Source organism: Embleya sp. NPDC020630 (assembly GCF_044334985.1).
Classification (GTDB): Bacteria; Actinomycetota; Actinomycetes; order Streptomycetales; family Streptomycetaceae; genus Embleya.
The window spans coordinates 476,910-501,275 of record NZ_JBIRUB010000005.1; the positions used below are offsets into that span (position 1 = coordinate 476,910).

At 73.5% G+C, this 24,366-nt stretch carries 3 protein-coding genes and 2 pseudogenes; all 5 read left to right on the forward strand.

Features of this window, described 5'->3' with window-relative positions; translation table 11 throughout:
• Positions 1-79: 79 nt before the first annotated feature.
• Positions 80-9,595, forward strand: coding sequence for a type I polyketide synthase (locus ACH4XV_RS20840; protein WP_395792018.1), 9,516 nt, complete (start codon positions 80-82; stop codon positions 9,593-9,595).
• A 163-nt stretch (positions 9,596-9,758) separates the two neighbouring features.
• A pseudogene (locus tag ACH4XV_RS20845) lies at positions 9,759-18,005 on the forward strand (type I polyketide synthase); the annotation flags it as partial.
• A gap of 421 nt (positions 18,006-18,426) precedes the next feature.
• Positions 18,427-23,343, forward strand: a pseudogene (locus ACH4XV_RS20850) (acyltransferase domain-containing protein); the annotation flags it as partial.
• 79 nt (positions 23,344-23,422) lie between these two features.
• Entirely contained in the window at positions 23,423-23,887 is a 465-nt protein-coding gene (locus ACH4XV_RS20855) for a nuclear transport factor 2 family protein (protein WP_395791814.1), read from the forward strand.
• Positions 23,884-24,366 carry a nuclear transport factor 2 family protein gene (locus tag ACH4XV_RS20860; RefSeq protein WP_395791816.1) on the forward strand — a complete coding sequence of 161 codons (483 nt, stop codon included), beginning with the start codon at positions 23,884-23,886 and terminating at the stop codon, positions 24,364-24,366. The genes ACH4XV_RS20855 and ACH4XV_RS20860 overlap by 4 nt, the downstream gene beginning before the upstream one ends.

The window sequence follows — 24,366 nt, forward strand, 5'->3', positions numbered from 1 at the left end:
ATCACGGCGAAGCCGCCGCACGGAAAAAGGCTGATACCCCATGGCGAACGAAGAGAAGCTGCGTGACTACCTGACCCGGGTGACCGCCGACCTGCACCAGGCCCGGCGCCGGTTGCGGGAGAACGAGGAGGCCCGGAACGAGCCGATCGCCGTGGTCGGCATCGGCTGCCGGCTGCCCGGGGGCGTGCATTCGGCGGCGGACCTGTGGCGGCTGGTGGCCGAGGGCCGGGACGCGATCGGCGGCTTCCCCACCGACCGGGGCTGGGACCTGGACGGCCTCTACGACGCGGACCCGGACGCGGTCGGCAAGACGTACACCCGACAGGGCGGATTCCTGCACGACGCCGCCGAGTTCGACGCAGCGTTCTTCGGCGTATCGCCGCGCGAGGCGCTGGCCGCCGACCCGCAGCAGCGACTGCTCCTGGAGACCGCCTGGGAGGCGCTGGAGGACGCCGGGATCGACCCGGCGGCGGTCCGCGGCTCGGCCACCGGCGTCTTCGCCGGCGTGATCGCGCAGGAGTACACGCCACGCCTGTACAAGTCCACGCCCGACCGGGTCGACGGCTACGTGTTGACGGGCAGCACCACCAGCGTCGCGTCGGGCCGGATCTCGTACACCTTCGGCTTCGAGGGTCCGGCGGTGACCGTCGACACCGCGTGCTCGTCGTCGCTGGTCGCGCTGCACTTGGCGGCCCAGTCGCTGCGCTCGGGCGAATGCGACCTCGCCCTCGCGGGCGGGGCCACGGTGATGGCCTCGCCCGGGATGTTCGTCGAGTTCGCCCGCCAGCGCGGACTGTCTGCCGACGGCCGCTGCAAGGCGTTCGCCGGCGCCGCCGACGGTACCGGCTGGGCGGAGGGCGTCGGCCTGCTCGTCCTGGAACGGCTCTCGGACGCCCGTCAGGCCGGCCACCGGGTGCTCGCCGTCCTTCGGGGCAGTGCGGTCAACCAGGACGGCACCAGCAGCCAACTCACCGCCCCCAACGGCCCATCGCAGCAGCGGGTGATCCGCCGGGCACTCGCCAACGCCGGCCTGACCCCGGCCGACGTGGACGCGGTCGAGGCACACGGCACCGGCACCCGGCTCGGCGACCCGATCGAGGCCCAGGCACTGCTCGCCACCTACGGCCGCGACCGCACGCCGGAACAGCCGCTGTGGCTGGGCTCGTTGAAGTCCAACATCGGGCACGCCCAGGCCGCAGCGGGGGTAGCCGGGGTGATCAAGATGATCGAGGCGCTGCGCCACGGCGTGCTGCCCGAAACGTTGCACGTGGACGAGCCCACCTCGCATGTGGACTGGTCGTCGGGCGGGGTGCGGTTGTTGACCGAGTCCCGGCCGTGGCCGGACGTGGATCGGCCTCGGCGGGCGGCGGTGTCGGCGTTCGGGGTGAGCGGGACCAACGCACACGTGATCCTGGAACTGCCGGACGAGGACCGGGAGGTCGCCGAGCCGCCGACGACCGTGTCGGCGCCGTCGATTCCGTGGGTGCTCTCCGCCAAGTCGGTACCGGCGCTGCGCGCGCAGGCGGCTCGATTGACCGACGTGCCCGGCGCGGCCGAGGTCGGCTTCGCGCTCGTCTCTTCCCGCTCGGTCCTCGGCGAGCGTGCCGTCGTCCTGGGCGCGGACCGTACGGAACTGGTCGCCGGGCTCGACGCGTTGGCGCGCGGCGAGCAGACCCCGGCCGTGGTCACCGGCACGGCCGGGGCACCCGGCCGCACCGTCTTCGTCTTCCCCGGCCAGGGCTCGCAGTGGACCGGCATGGCCGCCGACCTGTACGCCCAGGCACCGGTGTTCGCGGCCCGTTTCGACGAGTGCGCCAAGGCCGTCGAACCGCATCTGGACTGGTCCTTGGTCGACGTACTGACCGGGGTCGAGGGTGCGCCGTCGTTGGATCGCGTGGACGTGGTCCAGCCGGTGTTGTGGGCGGTGTTGGTGTCGCTGGCCGAGGTCTGGCGGGCGTACGGAGTCCTCCCGGACGCGCTCGTGGGTCACTCCCAGGGTGAGATCGCGGCGGCGGTGGTGGCCGGCGGGTTGTCACTGGAGGACGGCGCCACGGTCGTCGCCCTGCGCAGCCGGGCGATCCTGGCCTTGTCGGGGCGGGGCGGGATGGCGTCGGTGGCGCTGCCCGAGCCGACGGTGCGGGAGCGGATCGCGGCGTGGGATGGGCGGATCTCGGTCGCGGCGGTGAACGGTCCGGGTCAGGTGGTGGTGTCCGGTGAACCGGACGCGTTGGCCGAGTTGGTGGCGGCCGTGACCGACGAGGGCGGTCGGGCGCGGTTGATCCCGGTGGACTACGCGTCGCATTCGGCGCAGGTGGAGGAGATCCGGGCGCGGATCGTCGCGGATCTGGCCGCGATCGCGCCGGTGTCCGGGACGGTCCCGGTGTGGTCGACGGTGACCGGGGACTGGCTGGACACCGCCGAGATGGACGCCGCGTACTGGGCGACCAACCTGCGCGAGACCGTGCGCTTCGAGGAGGCGGTACGCGGCCTTGCCGAGACCGATCACGGTGTGTTCGTCGAGGTGAGCCCGCACCCCGTGCTGACCGCCGCGATCCAGGACACCCTGGAGGCGGCCGGCGCGGTCGACCCGGTCGTAGTCGGCACGCTGCGCAGGGAGCAGGGCGATCTGCTTCGGCTGCACACCTCGCTCGCGGAGGCGTTCGTCCGCGGGGTGCCGGTGTCCTGGGAGGCCGCGTTCGCGTTTGCCGAGGGCACCCTGCCGCGGGTCTCGCTGCCCACCTACGCCTTCCAGCGCGAGCGGTTCTGGCTGGACACCGGTGAGCACACCGAACCGGTGGAGGCCGTGGCGGACTCGGCCTTCTGGGAACTCGTCGAGGGTGGTGACCCGGCGGGGTTGTCGGCTGCCCTCGGGGACGTGGACGGGGATCTGGCCGAGCCGTTGGGCGCGGTACTCCCGGCCCTGTCGTCCTGGTGGGAGCGGCGGCGGTCCGGCGCGGTGACGCAGTCCTGGCGACACCGGATCGTCTGGCGTCCGGTGGCCGATCCGGGGCGGTCGCGGCCGGATGGGATCTGGCTGCTTGCGGTGCCGGACGACCCCGAGGTCGCGCCGTGGGCCGAGTGGTTCGGCGATGCGCTCGCGGCTGCCGGCGCCCGGGTGGTGCCGCTGGCGGTGGCTCGGGAGGACGCGGATCGTGGGACGCTGCGGGACCTGCTGACGGACGCGGTCGCGGCGGCGGGCGGACCCGTCGCCGGCATCGTGTCGTTGCTCGCCCTGGCCGAGGGCCCGGTGCCCGGCTTCGCCGCGGTGCCGTGGGGTGCGGCGGCGACTCTGGCGCTGGTCCAGGGCCTGGGGGACGCGGGTGTGGTCGCCCCGGTGTGGGCCGTGACCGGCGGTGCGGTGTCGATCGGCGCCGAGGACCCGGTGCGGGTGCCCGAACAGGCCCAGGTATGGGGCTTCGGCGGGATCGCCGCGGCCGAACTGCCCGACCTGTGGGGCGGCCTGATCGACCTCCCGGCGCGGATCCCGACCGGGGCGGCGGCCGACCGACTGGTCGCCGTGCTCTCCGGGGCCACGGGCGAGACCGAGATCGCGGTGCGCGACGCGGCGATCTGGGCGCGCAGGCTGGTCCGGGCCGCGCCGGACACCGGCCCGGACCCGACGCCCTGGCAGCCCACCGGGACCGTGCTCGTCACCGGCGGCACCGGCGCGCTGGGCGGGCACGCGGCCCGCTGGGTGGCCGAACGCGGCGCGCCGCACGTGTTGTTGGTGAGCAGGTCCGGAGCGCACGCCCCGGGAGCGGCGGCGCTCGCGGCCGAGGTGGGCGCGTTCGGTGCCCGGGTCTCGTTCGCCGCGTGCGACGTCGGCGACCGTGCGGCGCTGGCCGACGTACTCGCCGCCATCCCGGCCGACCTGCCGCTGACCGCCGTCGTGCACACCGCCGCGGTGCTCGACGACGCGGTGATCGCCGATCTGACCCTCGATCAACTCGACCGCGTGCTGCGGGTCAAGGTGGACGGCGCCCGGCACCTGGACGAACTCACCCGCGATCTCGACCTGTCCGCGTTTGTCCTGTTCTCCTCGCTCGCGGGCATCTGCGGGGTGCCGGGACAGGGCAACTACGCGCCGGGCAACGCCTATCTGGACGCGCTGGCGGCCCGCCGCCGGGCCGCCGGACTGCCCGCGACGGCCATCTCCTGGGGCCACTGGGCCGGTGGCGGCATCGCCGCACCCGAGGTGGAGGAACGACTCGGGCGCCAGGGATTGCGGATGCTCGATCCCGAACTCGCCATCCGGGTGCTGGGCCGGGTTCTCGACGCCGGCGACAGCCACCTGACGGTCTGCGACATCGACTGGGACGTGCTGTTCCGCGACCGCCGCGCCCCGCTGGTCACCGAACTGCTCGACGCGACCGGCGGCGCTACCGGTGCCCGCCCGGCCGCGCTCGACGCCCCGTCCGCCGACGGCTTCGCCGCCCGACTCGCCGCGCTCGGTACGGCCGACCGCCCGCGCTTCCTCGTGGAGAGGGTGCGGGCCCAGGCGGCCGTTGTCCAGGGGCACGCGAGCCCCGCCGTCGTGGACGTCGCCAAACCCTTCCGGGATCAGGGATTCGACTCGCTGACCTCGGTGGAACTGCGCAATCGACTGTCCGCCGAGACCGGCCTGAAGTTGCCCGCGACGCTGGTCTTCGACTACCCGACCCCGAACGCGCTCGCCGAGTTCCTGCGCGGCGAACTGCTGGGCGGGGTCGAGGCGGCGGACGTGGTCGAGACGGCCTCCGGGCCGGACACCACCGACGATCCCGTGGTGATCGTCGGGATGGCCTGCCGATTGCCCGGCGGGGTGGCCTCGCCCGCCGATCTGTGGCGCCTGGTGACGGCCGGCACGGACGCGGTGGGCGGGCTGCCCACCGACCGCGGGTGGGACGTCGAGGGGCTGTACGACCCCGATCCGGATCGGGTCGGCACGTCGTACACCCGCAACGGTGCCTTCCTGCCGGAGGCGACCGAGTTCGACGGCGCCTTCTTCGGCATCTCGCCGCGCGAGGCATTGGCGATGGACCCGCAGCAGCGGCTGCTTCTGGAGACCTCGTGGGAGGCGCTGGAGCGGGCCGGGATCGACCCGGACACGCTGCGCGGCAGCCGGACCGGGGTGTTCGCCGGCGTGGCCGGCCAGGACTACCTGCGCGACCTGACCGAGACCCCGGAGGGCCTGGAGGGCTACCTCGGCACCGGCACCGCGGGCAGTGTCGCCTCGGGCCGCATCTCGTACACCCTCGGCTTCGAGGGCCCGGCGGTCACGGTGGACACCGCGTGCTCGTCGTCGCTGGTCGCGCTGCACCTGGCGGCCCAGTCGCTGCGCTCGGGCGAGAGCGATCTCGCGCTGGCCGGCGGGGTCGCGGTGATGGCGTCGCCGAACATGCTCGTCGAATTCTCCCGGCAGCGCGCCCTGTCCGTCGACGGTAGGTGCAAGGCGTTCGCCGGCGCGGCCGACGGCACGGGCTGGGCCGAGGGCGTCGGGCTCGTGGTGGTGCAACGGTTGTCGGACGCGCGGCGCGCGGGCCGCCGGGTGCTCGCCGTGCTGCGTGGTTCGGCGGTGAACCAGGACGGCGCGTCGAACGGGTTGACGGCGCCGAACGGCCCGTCGCAGCAGCGGGTGATCCGCGCGGCGCTGGCCAACGCCGGGTTGTCCGCCGGTGAGGTGGACGCGGTGGAGGCGCACGGGACCGGGACGACGCTGGGTGATCCGATCGAGGCACAGGCGTTGTTGGCCACCTACGGTCGGGGCCGGGACGAGGACCGGCCGTTGTGGCTGGGCTCGTTGAAGTCCAACATCGGGCATGCCCAGGCCGCCGCCGGGGTGGCCGGGGTGATCAAGATGGTGGAGGCCCTGCGGCACGGCGTGTTGCCGAAGACGCTGCACGTGGACGAGCCGACGCCGCATGTGGACTGGTCCTCGGGCGGGGTGCGCCTGCTGACCGAGGCGCGTGCCTGGCCCGAGGTGGATCGGCCCCGGCGGGCGGCGGTGTCCGCCTTCGGGGTGAGCGGGACCAACGCGCACGTGATCCTCGAACTGGCCCCGCCGGAGAGCGGGCCGGCCAACGAACGCCCGCCCGTCGACGACGTGTTCCCGTGGGTGTTGTCGGCCCGGACACCCGACGCGCTGCGGGCACAGGCCGCCGGGGCGCGGGGCGTGCTCGACGAGAACCCCGTGGATGTGGCGTTCTCGCTGGTCGCCTCGCGGGCGTCGTTCGCGGAGCGCGCGGTACTGGTCGGCTCGGCGGATCGATCGGCGAACCTGGAGGCACTGGCACGCGGTGATCGCCCGACGGGCGTGGTGACCGGGACGGCCGGGCCGGTCGGCAAGACCGTGTTCGTGTTCCCGGGGCAGGGCTCGCAGTGGGCAGGTATGGCGGCGGAACTGTACGGCGAGTCCCGGGTGTTCGCGGCCCGGTTCGAGGAGTGCGCGACCGCACTGGCCGATTTCGTCGACTGGTCGCCGGTGGAGGTGTTGACCGGGATCGAGGGTGCGCCGTCATTGGATCGGGTGGACGTGGTCCAGCCGGTGCTCTGGGCGGTGTTGGTGTCGCTGGCCGAGGTCTGGCGGGCGTACGGGGTCGTCCCGGACGCGCTCGTGGGTCACTCCCAGGGTGAGATCGCGGCGGCGGTGGTGGCCGGTGGATTGTCGCTGCGCGACGGCGCGCGGGTGGTGGCGCTGCGGAGTCGGGCGATCGTGGCGCTGTCCGGTCGGGGCGGGATGGCCTCGGTGGCCGAGCCGCTCGTGGCGGTGCGCGAGCGGATCGCGGCCTGGGACGGCCGGATCTCGGTCGCGGCGGTGAACGGCCCCGGTCAGGTGGTGGTTTCCGGCGAGCCCGACGCGTTGGCCGAGTTGGTGGCGGCGGTGACCGAGGAGGACGGCCGGGCCCGGCTGATACCGGTGGACTACGCGTCGCATTCGGCGCAGGTGGAGGAGATACGCGCCCGGATCGTCGCCGATCTGGCCGGGATAGTGCCGGTTTCCGGAACGATTCCGCTCTGGTCGACGGTCACCGGGGAGTGGTTGGACACCGCGGAGATGGACGGCGCGTACTGGGCGACCAACCTGCGCGAGACCGTGCGCTTCGAAGAGGCGATTCGGGGTCTGGCCGCCACCGGGCACGGGGTGTTCGTCGAGGCGAGTCCGCACCCCGTGCTGACCGCCGCGATCGAGGCCACGCTCGACGAGGTCGGCGTGGAACACCCTGTTGTGGTGGGCACGTTGCGGCGCGACCACGGTGGCGCGGAGCGCCTGTACACCTCGCTTGCCGAGGCATTCGTGCGCGGGGTCGCGGTCGACTGGACGGCCGGTTTCGCCGGGGTTGGGGCGCGGGTCGTCGAGCTGCCCACCTACCCGTTCGAGCGCAGGCGGTATTGGATTCGGGACACCGAACAGGGGGTCTCGGCGACCGGTTCGGCGTCGGCATCGACGGCGTCGATCGACGCCGCGTTCTGGGACCTGGTGGAGCGTGGCGATCGGGTCGAACTGGCGGCGGCGCTCGGGGCGGACGCCTCGGCCGAGTCGTTGGGCGAGGTATTGCCCGCGTTGTCGTCGTGGTGGGACCGGCGGCGCTCGGACGCCACGATCGACGCGTGGCGGCACCGCATCGTCTGGCGTCCGGTCGGCGGCACCGGGCCCGGCAGGCTCGCCGGCACCTGGCTGCTCCTGGTCCCGGAGGCGGAGGCCGCGACGGCCTGGGCGGACTTCCTGACGGCGGTCCTGACGGCCGCCGGGGCCCGGGTGGAGCCGATTCCGGTGGCGCGTGGAGCGGGTGAACGCGCCGCGTTGCGGGACCTGGTGGCGCGGCCGCGCGGGCCGATCGCCGGCGTGCTCTCGTTGTTGGCGCTCGCCGACGGCACGGCGCCCGGGTTCGACGCGGTGCCGTGGGGCTCGGCGGCCACCGTCGCGCTGGTCCAGGCGCTGGACGACGCCGGGGTGTCGGCGCCGCTGTGGGTGGCGACCGACGGTGCGGTGTCCGTCGAGGCGGGGGATCCGGTACGGGTACCCGAGCAGGCGCAGGTGTGGGGCTTCGGCGGAGTCGTCGCGGCGGAGAGTCCCGGGTCGTGGGGCGGCCTGATCGACCTGCCGGGCGAGTACCCGACCGGGGATGCCACGGCACCGGTGTGGACGCGACTGACGGCCGTGCTGGCCGGGGCGGCGGACGAGAAGGAGGTGGCGGTACGGGCGAGCGGGCTTCGGGGCCGCCGACTCGTGCGTGCGCCGCTCGGCGCGGCGCGGCCGGCCACGACCTGGCGGCCGTCCGGCACGGTGTTGATCACCGGGGGCACCGGCGCGCTCGGCGGACACGTGGCCCGCTGGGTGGCCGAACGCGGCGCGGAGCACGTGTTGTTGGTCAGCCGCAGCGGCGCGGACGCGCCCGGCGCGGCACGGCTCGCGCGGGAGATCACCGCGCTCGGCGCCGAGGTCTCGTTCGCCGCGTGCGACGTGGCCGATCGAGCCGCGCTGGCGGCCGTACTGGACCGGGTCCCGGAAGCGTTCCCGCTGACCGCGGTGCTGCACGCGGCGGCGATCCTGGACGACGCGGTGATCGGGGACCTGACTGTGGAGCAGCAGCAGCGGGTGTCGCGGGTCAAGGTGGACGGCGCCCGGCACCTGGACGAACTCACCCGCGATCTCGACCTGTCGGCATTCGTGCTGTTCTCCTCGGTGGCCGGGATCTGCGGGGTGGCCGGGCAGGGCAACTACGCGCCGGGCAACGCCTATCTGGACGCGCTGGCGGCACGCCGCCGGCAGGCCGGGCGGGTCGCCACCTCGGTGTCCTGGGGACACTGGGCCGGCGGCGGGATCGCCGCGCCGGAGATCGAGGAACGACTGGGCCGGCAGGGCCTGACCATGCTCGACCCGGCCCGCGCGGTGCAGGCGCTCGGATACGTCCTCGACGCCGACGAGAGCCACCTGACGGTCTGCGACATCGACTGGGACGTGCTGTTCCGGGACCGGGCGCACCCGCTGGTCGCCGAGCTGCTTCGGGCGCCGGCGGCCGGACCGGCCGCGACGCACGGTGCCGCCGGCGCCGAGACCCCCGCGAGCAGGCTGACCGCGCTGCTCGCCGAACTCCCCGAGGAGCAGCGCCGACCGCATCTGGTCGACCTGGTCCGGACCCAGGCGGCGATCGTGCACGGGCACGCCTCGGCCGCCTCGGTCGAGGCCAAAAAGCCTTTCCGGGACCAGGGATTCGACTCGCTGACCGCCGTCGAACTGCGCAATCGGCTGACCGTCGAGACCGGTCTGAAATTGCCCGCGACGCTGGTCTTCGACCACCCGACCCCGAACGCGCTCGCCGAGTTCCTGCGCGGCGAACTCGTGCCGCGGACCATCGTGGACGCGGAGACCGTGCGGGCCGAGATCGACCGTCTGGAGGCGCTGCTCGCCCACGCGGCCGGCGACCCGGCCGTCGATCCGGTCGAACACGCCTCCTCGGCCGAGCGGTTGACCACGATCGCCGCCCGCTGGGCCGCCGCCGTGGCGCCCGGCGCCGGGTCCGACGGCCCGGAAGTCGGCGCGATCGACGAGGAGATCGACGCGGCCACCGACGCCGAACTCATCGAATTCATCGGCAAGCAGTTCGGCATCTCCTGATCCGCCGGCATTCCCCGACCCGCCGGTAGCTCCCGACCGGCCGGTCCACGCGAAAGGCACAACCACCATGAGCGACCAGCAGATCCGCCACCTGCTCAAGCGGCTGACCGTCGAACTGCACGACACACAGGCCCGGTTGGAGGAGGCGCGCAACCCGACCCCCGAGCCGATCGCGATCGTCTCCGCGGCCTGCCGGCTGCCCGGCGGCGCGGAATCCCCCGAGGAGCTGTGGCGCATCCTGGCCGAAGGCATCGACGTGGTCGGCGACTTCCCCGCCGATCGAGGCTGGGACGTCGAGGAGTTGTATGATCCCGACCCCGATCGACCGGGAAAGTCGTACACCCGCCAGGGTGCGTTCCTGCCCGACATCGCGGGCTTCGACGCCGAGTTCTTCGGTATCTCGCCGCGCGAGGCACTGGCCACCGACCCGCAACACCGGCTCCTCCTGGAAACCGCGTGGGAGCTGTTCGAGCGGGCCGGCATCGACCCCACCACCCTCGCCGGCAGCCGCACCGGGGTCTTCGCCGGCCTCAACGGCCAGGACTACGCGGCCCGGTTGAGCCGGGTGCCCGACGAGGTCGGCGGCTACATCGGCAACGGCAACGCGGCCAGTGTCGCGTCCGGGCGGATCGCCTACTCGTTCGGCTTCGAGGGCCCGGCCGTCACAGTGGACACCGCGTGCTCGTCCTCGCTGGTCGCGCTGCACCTCGCGGCCCACTCGCTGCGCAGCGGCGAATGCGACCTCGCGCTGGCCGGCGGGGTGACGCTGATGGCGTCGCCGCTGGGCTTCGTCGAGTTCTCCCGACAGCGCGGGCTGGCCGCGGACGGGCGCTGCAAGGCGTTCGCCGGCGCCGCCGACGGCACCGGCTGGTCCGAGGGCACCGGTCTGGTCCTGGTCGAACGGCTCGCGGACGCCCGCCGCCTGGGCCACCGGGTCCTCGCGGTCCTGCGCGGCAGCGCGGTCAACCAGGACGGCGCCTCCAACGGCCTGACCGCGCCCAACGGGCCCTCGCAGCAGCGGGTGATCCGCCAGGCGCTGCGCGACGCCCGGCTGACCGCCGCCGACATCGACGCGGTCGAGGCACACGGCACCGGAACCACCCTGGGCGACCCGATCGAGGCCCAGGCGCTGATCGCGACCTACGGTCGGGACCGGCCCGAGGACCGGCCGCTGTGGATCGGCTCGGCCAAGTCCAACATCGGCCACACCCAGGCCGCCGCCGGGATCGTCGGCGTGATCAAGATGATCGAGGCGATGCGGCACGGCGTACTGCCCAGGACGCTGCACATCGACGAACCGACCCCGCACGTGGACTGGTCGGCGGGCGCGGTTCGGCTGCTCACCGAGGCCCGGGCCTGGCCGGAGACCGGCCGGCCCCGACGTGTGGGGATCTCGGCGTTCGGCGCGAGCGGGACCAACGCACACCTGATCCTCGAACAGCCCGAGGCCGCCGATCGGGGCCTGCCGGCCGAACCGGGGGAGGCGAGTGCGCGGCGAGCGTCGGGCACGACGCCGTGGCTGCTCACCGCCAGGACCCCCGCCGCGCTGCGCGCCCAGGCGGCCCGACTGGCCGCGCACGTGCGCGGTGCGGCGCTGGGGAGTGCCGACGTGCTCGACGTCGGCTATTCGTTGGCCACCGCCCGGGCCCGGTTCGACGAACGCGCGATCGTGGTCGCCGACGACCCGGCGGGCTTTTTGGCCGGCCTCGACGCACTCGCGGCGAACACGCCCGCGGCCGGCGTCGTGCGTGGCGGTGCGGGCGGATCGGGGCCGCTGGCCTACCTGTTCACCGGGCAGGGGAGCCAGCGCGTCGGTATGGGCCGCGAACTGCACGCCGCGCAACCGGTGTTCGCCGCCGCCTTCGACGAGGTCGCCGCGGCCCTCGACGCCGAACTGGCCGGGCACGTTCCGTACCCGCTGCGCGACGTGGTGTTCGGCCTGGTCGAGGACGCGGCCGAACAACTCGACCGGACGGTGTACGCACAACCGGCGCTGTTCGCGATCGAGGTGGCGCTGTACCGGCTGTACGCGTCCTGGGGCCTGCGGCCGGACTTCGTCACCGGACACTCGCTCGGCGAACTGACCGCCGCACATGTGGCGGACGTACTCACCCTGTCCGACGCCGCGACCCTGGTCGCCGCCCGGGCCCGGCTGATGCAGGCGATGCCCACGACCGGCGCGATGGTCGCCGTCCAGGCCACGGAGGAGGAGGTCGCCGCCGCGCTGACCGGTCGGGAGAGCGAGGTGGCGGTGGCGGCGATCAACGGGCCACGCTCAATCGTGCTGTCCGGGGCCGCCGAGGCGACGCTCGCGGTCGCCGCCGAGTTCGCCGCGCAGGGCCGCAAGACCAAACGACTGCGGGTCAGCCACGCGTTCCACTCACCGCTGATGGCCGGGATGCTAGACGAGTTCGGCCGGATCGCGGCCGGTCTGACCCACCACGTGCCGCGCGTCCCGGTGATCTCCAACCTCACCGGTCGACCCGCCGACGCCGGGCGACCGCTCGACGCCGCGCACTGGGTGGCACACGTTCGGGAGGCGGTGCGATTCCGGGACGTGATCGCCCACCTGGCCGACGCGGGCGTGACCACCTACCTGGAACTGGGCCCCGACGGGGTGCTGACCGCGATGGCCCAGGACAGCCTGGCGGACGCGGACGCGGACGCGGACGAGGGCGGGAACGCACCGGCGTTCGCCGCCGCGCTGCGCCGGGACCGGCCCGAGAGCGAGAGCGCGCTGCTTGCCTTCGGCACGGCCCACGTGCACGGCGCGACGGTGGACTGGCCCGCGTGGTACGCCGGTTCCGGCGCCCGGCGGGTCGACCTGCCGACGTACGCCTTCCAGCACCGGCGGTTCTGGATCGACCAGCCCGCCGTGGGCGCCGACGACGCGTCCGGGCTCGGGCTCGGCGCGGCCGACCACCCGCTCCTCGCCGCGTCGTTGCGAGTGGCGGGCGGTGCGGCCGACGGCGGCGCGGAGACGGTGGTGCTGACGGGGCGATTGTCCCTGCGCGGCCATCCGTGGCTGGCCGGGCATGTGGTGTTCGGATCGGTCCTGGTGCCCGGAACAGCCTTCGTGGAGGCGGCGATCCGGGCCGGGGACGAGGTCGGCCTGGACACCGTCGAGGAGTTGGTGATCGAGGCGCCGCTGATCCTGCGCGAGCGCGACGCGGTGCAGCTTCAGGTGGTCGTCGGGGCGCGTGAGTCCGCCGACCGTCGGCCGATCGCGGTGTACGCGCGACCGGCCGACGCCGACGCGGACGCGCCCTGGACCCGGCACGCGGTGGGCTTCCTGAGCATGTCGGAGGACCCGGGGCAGGCCGCCGAGGCGCCGGCCCGGTCCGGCGACGCCGGGGCGTGGCCGCCCGCCGGCGCGAGCCCGATCGACGTCTCTCAGGCGTATGCGGCCCTGGCCGAGGCGGGCATCGACTACGGCCCGGCCTTCCGCGGCCTGCGCGCCGCCTGGCGGTTCGGCGGCGAGATCCTGGCCGAGGCCGCGCTGCCGGCCGACGAACACCCGGACGCGGCCCGGTTCGGCCTCCACCCGGCCCTGCTCGACGCCGCGCTGCACATCGCCTCGGTGCGGAGCCTGGCCGATCCGGACGCGGCCGAGGGGCGCCGACTGCCGTTCGCCTGGAACGGGGTACGGCTGCACGCGTCCGGCGCGACCGAGCTGCGGATCCGGATCGGCTCGACCGGCCCGGGCGAGCTGACCTTCACAGCCGCCGACGGGAACGGCGCGCCGGTGGTCTCGATCGAGTCCCTGGCCACCCGGACGGTGACGGCGGATCAGCTGGAGGGGGCCCGAACGCCCGAGCGGGACGCGTTGTTCGAGGTGGAGTGGGTCGAGGGAGCGGCTCCGATCGGGGCGCCGGGCGAGGACGGCCGGGAGTTCGGTGCCGGCGCGGTGGTCGTGGCGGTGCGGCCGACGGAGCAGGACGCGTCGTCTTCGGCACATCGGGAGACCACGCGGGTGCTGGAGGTCCTGCGGTCGGAGGCCGAACGCATCGTGGTGCTCACGCGCGGCGCGTTCGCGGTGGCCGCGGGGGAGGATCCCGACCCGGCCGCCGCCGCGGTGGCCGGTCTGGTGCGGTCGGCGCAGGCGGAACAGCCTGGCCGGATCGTACTGATCGACTACGACGGGGAGCCGGCCTCGGAGGCCGCGCTCGGTGCGGCCCATGCGGGTGCGCGCGACGCCGACGAACCGCAACTGGCGGTGCGTGGCGGGGCTTTGTACGTGCCGAGACTGCGGCGGATCGAGTCGGCGGCGGTCGGCTCGGGGTCGGTCGAGGACACGCGCGGCTGGGATCCGGACGGGACCGTCCTGGTGACCGGCGGTGTGGGCGTGCTCGGTGCCCTGGTCGCCCGTCACCTGGTGACCGAACACGGCATGCGACGGCTGCTGTTGACCGGCCGACGCGGCCTCGAAACGCCGGGCGCGGGCGAGTTGCTGGCCGAGCTGACCGACCTCGGCGCCGAGGTCACCGTCGCGGCGGCCGACGTGGCCGACCGGGACGCGCTGGCCGCACTGATCGCGAGCGTGCCGGCGGCCTATCCGCTCACCGCCGTGGTGCACGCGGCGGGCGTGATCGACGACGGCGTGGTCGATGCGCTCACGCCCGAGCGGCTGGCGGCGGTACTGCGGCCCAAGGTCGACGCCGGATGGCACCTGCACGAGTTGACCCGGCATCAGGACCTGGCGGGCTTCGTGCTGTTCTCCTCGGTCGCGGGTGTGCTCGGCGGGCCCGGACAGGGCAACTACGCGGCGGCCAACGGCTTCCTGGACGCGCTCGCGCTGCGCCGGCGGGCGCTCGGGCTGCCGGCGGTGTCGTTGGCGTGGGGGATGTGGGCCGAGGCCGGCGGGATGACCGCCGGGCTGGGGGAGGCGGACCGGCGGCGTGCGGCCCGGGCCGGCATCCGGCCGCTGGCCACGGCGGACGGACTGCGCCTGTTCGATCACGTGGTGCGGCCCCGAGGCGGCGCCGACGGGCCGGACTCGGCGGTGCCGATTCCGGCGCCGCTGGATCTGGCCGGCCTGCGGGCCCGGCCGGACGCGGTACCGGCGCTACTGCGCGGGCTGGTCCGGCCGAGCCGACGCGTCGCCACGGCGGCCCGGTCGGCGGGCGGCGGGGCGTTGACCGCCCGACTGGCCGGCCTGAGTCCGGCCGATCAGGAGCGCGAACTGCTCGACCTGGTCCGCGCCGAGGTCGCGGGCGTACTCGGCGCCGACCCCGAAACGCTCGGTGCACGACGTGCGTTCGGCGACGTGGGCATGGACTCGCTCACGGCGGTCGAGCTGCGCAACCGGCTGGGCGTGACCACCGGTCTGCGGTTGCCCGCGACGCTGGTCTTCGACCAGCCCACCCCGGCCGCCCTCGCCGAGTTCCTGCGCGGCGAATTGCTGGGCGAGGCGGCGGGAGTGGCCGAGCCGAGCCCGGCCGTGGCAACACCCCCGCCGGGCACGGACGATCCCATCGTGATCGTCGGCACGGCCTGCCGGCTGCCGGGCGGTGTCTCGTCCGCCGGCGACCTGTGGCGGTTGGTGGCCTCCGGTACCGACGCGGTAGGGGCGTTCCCCGAGGATCGTGGGTGGCACGTCGAGGAGCTGTTCGACCCGGACCCGGAGGCGTCCGGCAAGTCGTACACCCGGCACGGCGGATTCCTCTACGACGCCGCGGAGTTCGACGCGGGCTTCTTCGAGATCTCGCCCCGGGAGGCGCTGGCCACCGATCCGCAGCAGCGGCTGCTCCTGGAGACGACCTGGGAGGTGATCGAGCGGGCAGGGATCGACCCGACCACGCTGCGCGGCAGCCGGACGGGTGTGTTCGCCGGGGTGATGTACCACGACTACGCGCCGCACCCGGGGAACGTACCGGCCGCTCTGGAGGGTTACGTCGGCAACGGCAATGCGGGCAGTGTCGCGTCGGGCCGGATCTCGTACTCGTTCGGCTTCGAGGGCCCGGCGGTCACGATCGACACGGCGTGCTCGTCGTCCCTGGTCACCCTGCACCTGGCCGCACAGTCGTTGCGCCTGGGCGAGAGCGACCTGGCGGTCGCGGGTGGGGTCGCGGTGATGGCCTCGCCCGGGGCGTTCACCGAGTTCTCTCGGCAGCGCGGACTGTCCGTGGACGGCCGCTGCAAGGCGTTCGCGGGCGCGGCGGACGGCGTCGGCTGGGCCGAGGGCGTCGGATTGGTGCTCCTGGAGCGGTTGTCGGACGCGCGGCGCAACGGGCATCGGGTACTGGCGGTCGTCCGGGGTTCGGCGGTCAACCAGGACGGTGCGTCGAACGGGTTGACGGCGCCCAACGGCCCGGCCCAACAGCGGGTGATCCGGGCGGCGTTGGCGAACGCGGGCGTGCCGGCGGCCGAGGTGGACGTGGTGGAGGCGCACGGGACCGGGACGACGCTGGGTGATCCGATCGAGGCGCAGGCGCTGTTGGCGACCTATGGGCGGGATCGTCCGGCGGATCGCCCCTTGTGGCTGGGGTCGTTGAAGTCGAACATCGGGCACGCCCAGGCCGCCGCCGGGGTGGCCGGGGTGATCAAGATGGTGGAGGCGCTCGGCCACGGGGTGTTGCCCAAGACGCTGCATGTGGACGAGCCGACGCCGCATGTCGACTGGTCGTCCGGCGGGGTACGACTGCTGACCGAGGCCCGTCCCTGGCCGGAGACCGGGCGCCCGCGCCGGGCCGGAGTCTCGTCCTTCGGGGTCAGCGGGACCAACGCGCACGTGATCCTGGAGCAGGCTCCGCCGGACGCCGCCCCCGAGGCCGCCGACCCGCACCGGGGCCCCGACGCGGTGCTGCCGTGGCTGATCTCGGCCAAGCGGGCACCGGCCCTGCGCGGCCAGGCCGCTCGGCTGATCGACACCCTGGCCGGGGCCGACCTCGACCCGGTGGACGTCGGCGCGGCGCTGATCGCCTCGCGCGCGGCCCTGGAGGAGCGCGCGGTGCTGATCGGCGCCTCGGACACGCTGCCCGAAGAACTGGGCGCGCTGGCCCGGGGCGAATCGGCGGCCGGTGTGGTGACCGGGTCCGCGACGGGCACCCTCGGTCGGACCGTGTTCGTGTTTCCGGGTCAGGGTTCGCAGTGGGTCGGTATGGCGGCGGAACTGTATGGCCAGTCTCCGGTGTTCGCGTCTCGGTTCGGTGAGTGCGCGAAGGCTCTGGAGTCGTTCGTGGACTGGTCGGCGGTGGATGTGTTGACCGGGGTGGAGGGTGCGCCGTCGTTGGATCGGGTGGATGTGGTCCAGCCGGTGTTGTGGGCGGTGTTGGTGTCGCTTGCCGAGGTCTGGCGCTCGTTCGGGGTCGTTCCGGATGCGGTGGTGGGGCATTCGCAGGGCGAGATCGCGGCGGCGGTGGTGGCCGGTGGATTGTCGCTGGACGACGGCGCGCGGGTGGTGGCGCTGCGGAGTCGGGCGATCGTGGCGCTGTCGGGGCGGGGCGGGATGGCGTCGGTGGCGGAGTCGGCCGAGGTGCTTCGAGAGCGTCTCTCGGCGTGGGATGGGCGAATCTCCGTCGCGGCGGTGAACGGCCCGGGACAGGTCGTGGTGTCCGGCGAACCCGACGCGTTGGCCGAGTTGGTGGCGGCCGTGACCGACGAGGGTGGTCGGGCGCGGTTGATCCCGGTGGACTACGCGTCGCATTCGGCGCAGGTGGAGGAGATTCGGGACCGCATCGTCGCGGACTTGGCGGGGATCGTGCCGGTGTCCGGATCGGTGCCGCTGTGGTCGACGGTGACCGGCGAGTGGCTGGACACGGCCGAGATGGATGCGGAGTACTGGGCCACCAACCTGCGCGAGACCGTGCGCTTCGAGGAGGCCGTTCGCGGGCTGGCCGATTCCGGGCACGGCGTGTTCGTCGAGACGAGCCCGCACCCCGTCCTGGTGGCGGCGATCCAGGAGACCCTGGAAGTCACGACGTCGGGCCGCTCCCTGGTGGTCGGTACGTTGCGCCGCGATCAGGGCGGCGCGCAGCGCCTGTACACCTCGCTGGCCGAGGTTTGGGTGCGCGGGGTGGAGGTCGACTGGAGTGTGGCCTATGCGGGATTCCGTCCCCGGTCGGTCGAGTTGCCGACCTACGCCTTCCAGCACGAACGCTTCTGGCTGGACGGGAGCCGGACGGCCGTGGGCGGAGGTACGAGCGCGCTCGGGCTGCCGGGTGCGGCCGAATCGGGCGCCGACTCGGCGGCCGGCCCGGTGCTCCCGGGGCGCCTCGCCGGTCTGGTCGGCACCGAACGAGTGCCCGCCGTACTGGAGTTCGTCCGGGCCGAGACGGCGGTCGTGCTCGCGCACGGGAACGCGGCCTCGGTCGAGCCCGAACGTGCTTTTCGGGAACTGGGGTTCGACTCGTTGACCGCCGTGGAGCTGCGCAACCGGCTGAAGGCCGGCTCGGGTCTGGAGCTGCCCGCCACCTTGGTCTTCGACTACCCCACCCCGGCCGACGTCGCCGAATTCCTCGCCGAGCGGCTTGCCGCCGCCGGCCCCGGCTTGCCCCTGCCCGACGCGCTGGCCGAACTCGACCGCCTGGACGCCACGTTGACCGCCGATCTCGGGGACTCCGCCCAGCGGTTGGCGATCATCGAGCGACTGCGGGTGCTGACCGCCAAGTGGGACGAAGCGGTACCCGGCACGGCATCCGGTCCGGCGTCCGCCGACCCGGACGAGATCGATCTGGACAGTGCCACCGACGAGGAACTGTTCGGCCTGCTCGACGGCAACGTCGAATCCTTCTGATCCCCCGGACCCCGACCGACCACCCCAGGTCCCATCACTCAGGAAAGGCAGCTCCATGTCCGACGAAGACAAGCTCCGGGGATATCTCAAACGTGCGCTGGCCGATGTCCGAGAGGCCCGCAAGCGGGTCCGCGAAGTGGAGGCGAGTCGGCGCGAGCCGATCGCGATCGTCGGGATGGCCTGCCGGCTTCCGGGCGGGGTGACCTCGCCCGAGGACCTGTGGCGGCTGGTCGAATCCGGCACCGACACGGTCGGCGAGGCGCCCACCGATCGCGGCTGGGACCTGCGCGACCTCTACGACCCGGATCCCGACCGGCCGGGCACCACCTACACCGTGGCGGGCTCCTTCCTCCCGGACGCGGGCGACTTCGACGCGGCGTTCTTCGGGATCTCGCCGCGCGAGGCACCGGCCACCGACCCCCAGCAGCGCCTGCTCCTGGAGACCGCGTGGGACGCCTTCGAGCGGGCCGGGATCGACGTTACCGGCCTGCGCCGCAGTCGCACGGCGGTGTTCACCGGGATCGCGGGCATCGACTACGCGCCCGCGCTCGACCGGGTGCCGCCGGAGCTGGAGGGCTATCTCGGCACGGGCACGCTCGGCAGCGTCGCGTCGGGCCGGATCTCGTACACCTTCGGCTTCGAGGGTCCGGCGGTGACGGTGGACACCGCGTGCTCGTCGTCGCTGGTCGCGCTGCACCTCGCGGCCCAGTCGCTGCGCAGCGGGGAAAGCGATCTCGCGGTCGCGGGCGGGGCCACGGTGATGGCCTCGCCGATGGGCTACGTCGAGTTCTCCCGGCAACGCGGGCTCTCCGTGGACGGCAGGTGCAAGGCGTTCGCCGCGTCGGCCGACGGCACCGGTTGGGCCGAGGGGGTCGGAGTGCTGATCCTGGAACGGCTTTCCGACGCCGAACGCCTGGGCCACGAGGTGCTCGCGGTGGTGCGCGGCAGCGCGGTCAACCAGGACGGCGCCTCCAACGGCCTGACCGCGCCGAACGGCCCGGCGCAGCAGCGGGTGATCCGGGCGGCGTTGGCCGGTGCCGAACTGTCCGCCGACGAGGTGGACGTGGTGGAGGCGCACGGGACCGGGACGACGCTGGGTGATCCGATCGAGGCGCAGGCGTTGTTGGCGACGTATGGGCGGGATCGTCCGGCGGGTCGGCCGTTGTGGTTGGGCTCGTTGAAGTCGAACATCGGTCATGCGCAGGCGGCTGCGGGTGTGGCCGGGGTGATCAAGATGGTGGAGGCGCTGCGCCACGGGGTGTTGCCGAAGACGCTGCATGTGGACGAGCCGACGCCGCATGTGGACTGGTCGTCGGGCGGGGTGCGGTTGTTGACCGAGGCTCGGCCGTGGCCGGAGGTGGATCGGCCTCGGCGGGCGGCGGTGTCGGCGTTCGGGGTGAGCGGGACCAACGCGCACGTCATTCTCGAACAGCCCTCGACCGAGGGCGAACCGGCCGACGAGCGACCGGTGTCGGACGACGTTCTCCCGTGGGTGTTGTCGGCGAAGACGCCGGAGGCGTTGCACGCTCAGGCGGAGCGGTTGCTCGATCGACTCGATGGGGATGCCGCGCCATCGACCGCCGACGTCGGTTTCTCCCTGGTCACCACACGGGCGGCGTTCGCGGAGCGCGCGGTGGTGATCGGCGACCGCAGCGGGTTGATCGAGAACCTGGACGCGGTACGGCGCGGCGAATCGGCGGCCGGAGTGGTCTCGGGGTCGGTCGGTCCGGTGGGCCGGACCGTGTTCGTGTTTCCGGGTCAGGGTTCGCAGTGGGTCGGTATGGCGGCGGAACTGTATGGCCAGTCTTCGGTGTTCGCGTCTCGGTTCGGTGAGTGCGCGAAGGCTCTGGAGTCGTTCGTGGACTGGTCGGCGGTGGATGTGTTGACCGGGGTGGAGGGTGCGCCGTCGTTGGATCGGGTGGATGTGGTCCAGCCGGTGTTGTGGGCGGTGTTGGTGTCGTTGGCGGAGGTGTGGCGGTCCTTCGGCGTGACGCCGGACGCGGTCGTGGGGCATTCGCAGGGTGAGATTGCGGCGGCCGTGGTGGCCGGTGGGTTGTCGCTGGACGACGGCGCGCGGGTGGTGGCGCTGCGGAGTCGGGCGATCGTGGCGCTGTCGGGGCGGGGCGGGATGGCGTCGGTGGCGTTGCCCGAGCCGACGGTGCGGGAGCGGATCGCGGCGTGGGACGGGCGGATCTCGGTCGCGGCGGTGAACGGCCCGGGTCAGGTGGTGGTGTCCGGTGAACCGGACGCGTTGGCCGAGCTGGTGGCCGTGGTGACCGACGAGGGTGGTCGGGCGCGGTTGATCCCGGTGGACTACGCGTCGCATTCGGCGCAGGTGGAGGAGATTCGCGCGAGGATCGTCACGGATTTGGCCGAGATTGTGCCGGTTTCCGGGTCGGTGCCGTTGTGGTCGACGGTGACCGGGGACTGGCTGGACACCGCCGGGATGGATGCCGCGTACTGGGCGACCAACCTGCGCGAGACCGTGCGCTTCGAGGAGGCGGTACGCGGGCTGGCCGAATCCGGGCACGGCGTGTTCGTCGAGGCGAGTCCGCACCCCGTGCTGACCGCCGCGATCGAGGCCACGTTGGAGGAGTCCGGCCCGGAACACCCCGTGGTGGTCGGTACGTTGCGCCGCGACCAGGGCGGCGCGCAGCGCCTGTACACCTCGCTTGCCGAAGCCTTCGTACGGGGCGTCCCGGTGGACTGGGCCGCCGCCTTCACCGAACACCAACCCCGGCGCGTGGCGTTGCCCACCTACGCGTTCCAGCGTCGGCGGTACTGGCGCGAGACACTCGACCGCCCCGCCGCCGGTGCGTCGTCGTTGGGCCTGCGGTCGGTGGGGCATCCGTTGCTCGGGGCCTCGGTGGGCACCGGCGACGGGGACGATGTCCTGCTGACCGGACGGCTGTCGCTGCGTACACATCCGTGGCTGGCCGATCACGCGGTCCGCGACACGGTGTTGTTGCCCGCGTCCGCCTTCCTGGAACTGGCCGTGCGGGCCGGTGACGAGGTCGGTCTCGGCGTGGTGGACGAACTCGTGATCGAGGCGCCGCTGATCCTTGCCCACGAGGCCGAAGCCGCCGCCGACGCCGAAGCCGCCGACTCCGATGCCGGCGTGCACATCCAGGTCGCGGTGGGCTCGGCGGGCGAGGACGGGCGGCGGCGGTTCGCGGTGTTCTCCCGGGACGAGGCGGCGGGGGACGGCGCGGAGTGGGCGCGGCATGCCGGCGGCTTCCTGGCACCGGAGTCCGCCGAGGACGACACCGCGCCGGAGGTGGGCAGTTGGCCGCCCGCCGACGGGGTGTCGGTGCCGGTCGAGGACGCGTACGAGGTGTTGGCCGCGGCCGGGATCGACTACGGGCCGGTGTTCCAGGGGCTGCGGGCCGCCTGGCGGACCGACGAGGCGTTGTTCGCCGAGGTCGGGGCGGCCGGGGAAGGGACGGAGCAGGCCGGGGAGTTCGGGCTGCATCCGGCGCTGCTGGATGCCGCGCTGCATGTGGCGGTGGTCGATGCGTTGCGGCGGGCCGAGGCGGCCGGCGAGGAGGTCGGGACGAGCTTGGCCTACGCGTGGAACGCGGTACGGCTGCATGCGACCGGGGCCGCCCGGCTGCGGGTTCGGCTCACCCCCGCCGGGCCGGACACGGTGGCGGTGGCGGCCTGGGACGAGACCGGCGCGCCGGTGCTCTCGGTCGGGTCGCTGACGTCGCGTCCGGTGCCCGCCGGGCGGCTCGCGGACGGGCCCACCGCTTCGCGCGCCCGGGCGGCCGACGCCGGTGCCGGGCGGCGCAAGCGGCGTGTGGCGCGTACCGCCCCGGCGGTTGCCGAGTCGGGGCTCGGTCGGCGGCTCGCGGCGGCCGGCGAAGCGGAGCGGGACGAGATCCTGGTGGACCTGGTCCGGACCGAGTTGGGGGTGGTCCTGGGCCATGCCGCCGACGAATCGGTGGACGCGGAACAGGCGTTCCTGGAGGTCGGCCTGGACTCGCTGACCGCCGTCGAACTGCGCAACCGGCTCGCCACGGCGACGGGCCTGCGGTTGCCGGCGACGGTGACCATCGCGCATCCGACCCCGCGCGCCCTCGCCAGGCACCTGGGCACCGCGCTCGCGGAGCAGGGCACGTCGCGCGACGAACAGCCGAGTGCGACGCCCACCGGGTCCGACCGGGTCAAGGGCGCGCTCGCGTCGTTCTACGTGCAACTGTGCGCGGCCGAGAAGTACACCACGGCCGCCGAGGTGATCATGGCCTCGGCGGGGTTGCGGCCGTCGTTCGCGGAGTCCGAACGGGATCGGCACGTCAAGCCGGTGTTGCGGTTGGCTACCGGCGAGGCCGGGCCGAAGATCGTCTGCTTCCCGTCGCTCAGCGCGATCTCCGGACCGCACGAATACGCCCGGTTCGGGCAGGTGTTCCAGGGCGAGCGGGACGTGTTCGTGATCCAGACGCCGGGATTCGTGGCCGACGAGTCGCTGCCGGATCACGCGGACGCGCTGCTGCGGATGCACGTGGAGACCGTGCGCGCGGCGGTGGGGGACGAGCCGTTCGTCGTCGTCGGCCGCTCGATGGGCGGATGCATCGCGCACGAGGTGACCCGACGTCTGGAGGCCGAGGGGGTGTACCCGGTCGGGCTCGGCCTGGTCGACACCTTCCCGATCGATACCGCCCTGGTGCCGGGCATGGACTGGTGGCTGCCCGCGATGATCGAGGGGATGCTCGGGCGCGTCGCGCAGTACGACATGACGCTCGACGACACCAACCTCAGCACGATGGGGCTCTACCAGAGGTTGTTCGCGGACTGGAAGCCGCGGCCGATCGCCACCCCGACGCTGGTCGCGCAGGCGGATACGCCGGTGGCGGGCACCGTGATCGACCCCGAGGGCCGGTGGGACTGGCGGGCGTACTGGCCCCTGCCGCACGACCTGATCGAGATCACCGGCGACCACTTCACCGTCCTGGAGGACCACGCCGACCTGACCGCGGCGACCATCGTGGACTGGGCCGCCGGGTTGGCCCGATGAGCCCGCCCCCTTCACCGCCACCGCCACCGCCACCGCCACCGCCACTGCGATACGACATCACTTCGAGGCTGGGACATTCATGACGAAGGTATTGACCCCGGTGGACCTCGCCGAGATCCACCGCACGCTCGCGCTGTTCGCGCACGTCTTCGACAACGGTGACGTGGACGGACTCGACCTCGTGTTCACCGAGGACGTCGTGGTCGAGATCGGCCTCGGGCCCAAGCGGGCCTTCCACGGCATCGCCGAGTTCGCCGAGTACACCCGGAGCAAGAGCGCGGCGACGCCCGACCACCACACGGTCAACACGACGGTCGAGGTGGACGAGCACGGCCAGGTCCAGACGCGCAGCCGCTACATCGGGATCAACCCCGCCGGTCGGATCACCGGCGGCGAATTCCTGGACATCCTCCGGAAGACCCCGGCCGGCTGGCGGATCGCCTATCGGCTGAGCCTGCCGCGCGCCCCCCGCGAGGCCGGGGCGGGCGTGACCAGGGTCGCCTTCCCGCTCGCGGTCCGGCTCGCCGAGGTGGTCGCGCCGTGACCGGCGGCCCCGCGCTGAGCGCGGCGGACGTCGCGGAGATCCACGACACCCTCGCGCAGTTCGCGCACGTCTTCGACAACGACGAAGTCGAGGACCTGCACCGGGTGTTCACGGACAACGCGGTGATCGAGAACACCATCGGCGCCGGCTACACCATCGAAGGCATCGCCTCGGCCCGGCAGTTCACCGGCCGCCGCAGTCCGGACACCCCCGACCACCAGACACTCGACACCGTGCTCCTGGTGGACGCGGGTGGTACGGTCCGGGCCCGCAGCCGCTACATCGCGACGCTGATCGACGGCGAGGTACACGGCGGGGACTACTACGACATCCTCGAACACACGCCGCGCGGCTGGCGGATCCGCTATCGGGTCTCGGTACCGAGGCATCCGATCCTGGACGCCATCGAACTGCCGGCGGAATTCGCCGAGGCGTGGCGGCCCACGGCGGACAACCTGGTGCGGTTCACGCCGAACTGA